Origin of the sequence: Sphingorhabdus sp. (genome assembly GCF_046596595.1) — a bacterium.
Classification (GTDB): Bacteria; Pseudomonadota; Alphaproteobacteria; order Sphingomonadales; family Sphingomonadaceae; genus Sphingorhabdus_B.
Genome location: NZ_JBKJMB010000029.1, coordinates 1 through 3,800 on the forward strand (window position 1 = coordinate 1; position 3,800 = coordinate 3,800).

Sequence of the window (3,800 nt, forward strand, 5' to 3'; positions counted from 1 at the left end):
CCACAACTGGCTGACTGGCGTATCGCCTTGGCCGGGATCATAAGGCAGGACTTTATCCGTCCGGCTCTTGCCGTCGCGAAACATGACGACGCGGTGCAAATTGTTGCCGCCGGGCAAGTTCACTGCCTTCATGGGCTTTGAATATACATTGATGCCCGGCGGCAACAATTTGCACCGCGTCGTCATGTTTCGTGACGGCAAGAGCCGGACGGATAAAGTCCTGCCTTATGATCCCGGCCAAGGCGATACGCCAGTCAGCCAGTTGTGGGACTATATGGACAATTATGAAAAGGTGACGGGCGGCAAAGTGCTCGCGATTCCGCACAACAGCAACCTGTCCAACGGCCTGATGTTTGAATTGGTAGGACCCGATGGCGGTCCGATGACCGCGCAATATGCCCGCCGCCGTGCCGCGCACGAACCCGTGGCGGAAATCACGCAAATCAAAGGCGACAGCGAATCGCACCCCTTTCTTTCGCCCAATGACGAATTTTCCGGCTTTGGCGTCGCCGGGTGGGAGCTTGGCAATCTCACGATGCAGCAAAAGAAAAAGCCGCAGGATTTCGCGGGCGAATATATCCGCGAAGCGTTGAAGCGCGGCTTGGAGATTGAGGCTCGGACGGGAGTTAATCCGTATAAGTTTGGCGTGATCGGGTCGACGGACAGCCACACAGCCTTGGCTACCGGGGACGAAAACAACTTTTTTGGCAAGCATTCTGGTGGTGAACCCAATGCCACGCGCGCATCGCAGGCGCAGAACCTCGGCAATACTACCGGACGTTTTGGCTGGCACTATCTGGCCGGCGGATATGCCGCAGTGTGGGCCACCGCCAATACGCGCGCCGCGATCTTCGACGCGATGATGCGGCGCGAGGTCTACGCAACAACTGGCCCGCGCATGACCCTGCGTTTCTTTGGAGGGTGGGACTTCAACGACTCGGATTTCGCGGGTGATTGGGTCAAGTCGGGCTATGCCAAGGGAGTGCCGATGGGCGCTGACCTGAAACCGGGCACCGGCGCGCCGAAATTCATGATATCGGCGTTGAAAGACCCGATGGGTGCAAATCTTGACCGCGTCCAGATCGTCAAAGGCTGGGTCAATGCTTCAGGTAAGCTTGAAGAAAAGGTTTTTGATGTCGTCTGGGCTGACGCGGACAAGCGCGCCAGAGCAGTCAACGGCAAAGTGCCCATTGTGGGCGACACTGTGAACATCGCCAAGGCAAGCTATACCAACAGCATTGGCGACCCTGAATTGCGCATTGTCTGGACTGATCCCGAATTCGACCGCAGCATCCGCGCTTTTTATTATGTTCGCGTCATCGAAATTCCCACGCCACGCTGGGTATTGTTTGATGCCTTGCGCTACGGCGCAAAATTGCTTCCGGGAACGGAAATTAAAGCGCAGGAACGGGCGTATTCGTCACCGATCTGGTATAATCCGGCGAAAAGCTAAAGAAGCCGCGCTTATTCGGCTTCAATCTCGGCCAAGATCGGGTCGGGATCAGCAATTCCCATCAACCTGCGCATCGCCAGCCGCGCGAGCCGCTGCGTTTCGGTTTTCCGGCGTGCTGCCGCCACAGGTACGAATGCCGCTGGGCGTGCAATTTCGGCGTCATAGGCGTCGGCAACGATCAACCCCGCCCGTTCGGGCATAAAGGCGTCGTTGTGCAACGGTCCAATATCGAATCCAGCTGGCACCGCCCAAAAAAAGCGGTCGCAATATTCGAGATATTCAGGCCATTTCTGGTCACCGAGCAAGTCGGCACGCGAACATTTGATCTCGACAATGATAATCTCACCTTTGCTGGTCAGCCCCATCAGGTCGGCACGGCGATGGTTGCGTAAGCGCACCTCTGGCTGAACCATGATCTGGTTGCGCAGAAACAGACGCGATACGCCGCGCGCAACGGCGGGTGCACCGGAAATAGAGAGCGATATAGCAGCTAAGTTCATGCTTCCGTTTAGAACGAAAGGCGAACATAATAAAGGCCCCATTTAGGGGCCCTTATTGTCATTTTATACGCTCGGTTCAGCGGTAAAAAATATGATTGTCGATGCTGCCAATGCGCGTCAGGCGCCAACCAGGTGAGACATGGCGGGCGTGGAAGAACAAAGCCCCTTCAACCGGGCTTTTCCATGCGTCATTGAGCGCAATCTTGCTGATCGCCACCGCATGACGCCAATTCTTGCTGCCCGTCGGAATGGGGGGCATATTAGCGCCGCGCACAAAGGAGAACTGGCTCTTCTGAAACACTACGCCGCACAAGGTGGTCGGGAAGCGTCCGGAATTGGCGCGCGCGAGAATGACGCGTGCCACAGCCAATTGGCCCGTAAGCGATTCGCCCTTTGATTCGAAATAGACCGCGCCAGCTAGGCAGCGTTCTTCGCTGCTCAAGCTTTCATCATGATCTTGCGACTGCACGAGGCCAGCAAGGGTCGATGCGGACATCTCATCATTTCGGTCGGCTGTGGAAGGGGGCGCTTGCGGGTCCATCTTCGGCATTCCGCCGTTGCCTGGAACGAAAACAATATCGCCATTGGCCGCAAGAGTCGCTGTGACCTTGCCGCTCTTCGCCAGATCCAGCCGCGACTGCTCGGCGGCGATCTGCGTAGCGTCAATCATGATGGTGTTGGCACTTAGTGCCGTGCTTTGGTCATTACCAAAAGCAAAACCGGCATCAGCAGTCAGCGCCGCTGCGGCCAGAGTATAGGAAACGACCACCAAAGAGGCGGCCCGGAAAAATTTCAACATTAAACATACATTAAAGCGGCGGCACCATCAGACGAAACGGTATCTATTTATTATTGTTCGTCTTTTGTTGCATCCGACTCGCGTGTTTGTCCGGTCACCCCATTTGTGTCCCGTACGACAACCTTCGCTACTCGTTCATCGCGCATTTATGATGCGCCGCAGCAAAGTCAATTCAACGCAGCTAAAAGTCCGTCCAACCGTGCAGCGGATACGACATCAAGTTCCAAAACCCATAAATCGGGGTCATTACTACGTCGCTTTTGCCAATAATCCGTCACGGACGAATCATTCTGTCCTGTAAAATCAAGGAGTTGCCAACCTGATCGGCCATCAAAAGAAGGATAACGTTCGAATAACCGAGGATTTGCGCCACGGATTTGGCCAATTAACAATATCGCACCCGATATCGCATCACCCTTTTTCAGGACGGTCGCAAAGTCGCCTTGCGCTTCGGCCATTCGCTTGATTGCGGAAATCATCACTCCGCTGGCAAGCCTTGGTTCAATCAAGCGGCGTCACGCTCTTCGGACAAGGTGAGCACAGCGAACATGGCCGCAGAATCGGCTGCACCACGCAATTGCGCGCGGAATTTCTCGTCGCGGAATAATCGTGAAACCTCTGCCAACGCACGCAGATGTGACGCACCATCCTGTGCAGGCGAGATCAGCCCGCATACAAGGTCAACAGGTTCATCATCCACGGCATCATAAGGCACGGGTTGCGACAGCCGGACGAATACCGCCACTGGCATATCAATGCCCGAAACCTTGCAATGCGGAATAGCCGTCCCGCCACCAAAGCCCGTCGGCCCAAGCCGCTCGCGCTCCATCATCCCGTCCAGAACGGCGGGCGCGTCAACAAAGTAGTTTTCCGCAGCGATGGTTGCTAGCCGTGCAAGCAGGTCCGATTTACCCGAACACGACATGTCAGCAGCAACGGCCCCTTCAACGAGCCTAGTAGAAAGTCGAATCATATTTTGTTTAAAAGCGCGCGGTGCGACCGCAGCACAATCCCTTGAATTGGTTTAGAAAATCCTAAGAATTTGGTC

The 3,800-nt window shown here is 55.4% G+C and carries 5 protein-coding genes; 1 reads left to right on the forward strand and 4 read right to left on the reverse strand.

What is annotated here, in order from left to right; all coding sequences use genetic code 11:
* The first annotated feature begins 130 nt into the window (after window positions 1–130).
* The gene (locus tag ACLL9E_RS02765) at window positions 131–1,453 is read left to right on the forward strand and encodes a DUF3604 domain-containing protein (protein WP_411290215.1); all 1,323 of its coding nucleotides are present in this window, start codon (window positions 131–133) and stop codon (window positions 1,451–1,453) included.
* A gap of 11 nt (window positions 1,454–1,464) precedes the next feature.
* Here the strand turns inward: ACLL9E_RS02765 and ACLL9E_RS02770 are convergent, their stop codons facing one another.
* The 4 genes from ACLL9E_RS02770 to ACLL9E_RS02785 all read right to left on the reverse strand — a co-directional run bounded on the left by ACLL9E_RS02770 (window position 1,465) and on the right by ACLL9E_RS02785 (window position 3,725).
* A complete protein-coding gene (locus tag ACLL9E_RS02770; protein WP_411290216.1) occupies window positions 1,465–1,953 on the reverse strand; it encodes an MmcB family DNA repair protein in 489 nt (162 codons plus the stop codon).
* A 76-nt stretch (window positions 1,954–2,029) separates the two neighbouring features.
* Window positions 2,030–2,752, reverse strand: a complete 723-nt coding sequence (locus ACLL9E_RS02775) for a cell wall hydrolase (protein WP_411290217.1) — start codon at window positions 2,750–2,752, stop codon at window positions 2,030–2,032.
* A gap of 167 nt (window positions 2,753–2,919) precedes the next feature.
* Complete coding sequence (locus ACLL9E_RS02780) at window positions 2,920–3,261, reverse strand: DUF1491 family protein (RefSeq protein ID WP_411290218.1); 342 nt, start codon at window positions 3,259–3,261, stop codon at window positions 2,920–2,922.
* Window positions 3,258–3,725, reverse strand: a complete 468-nt coding sequence (locus tag ACLL9E_RS02785) for a PTS sugar transporter subunit IIA (protein ID WP_411290219.1) — start codon at window positions 3,723–3,725, stop codon at window positions 3,258–3,260. Before ACLL9E_RS02785 ends, ACLL9E_RS02780 begins: the two co-directional genes overlap by 4 nt.
* Between the last annotated feature and the right edge of the window lie 75 nt (window positions 3,726–3,800).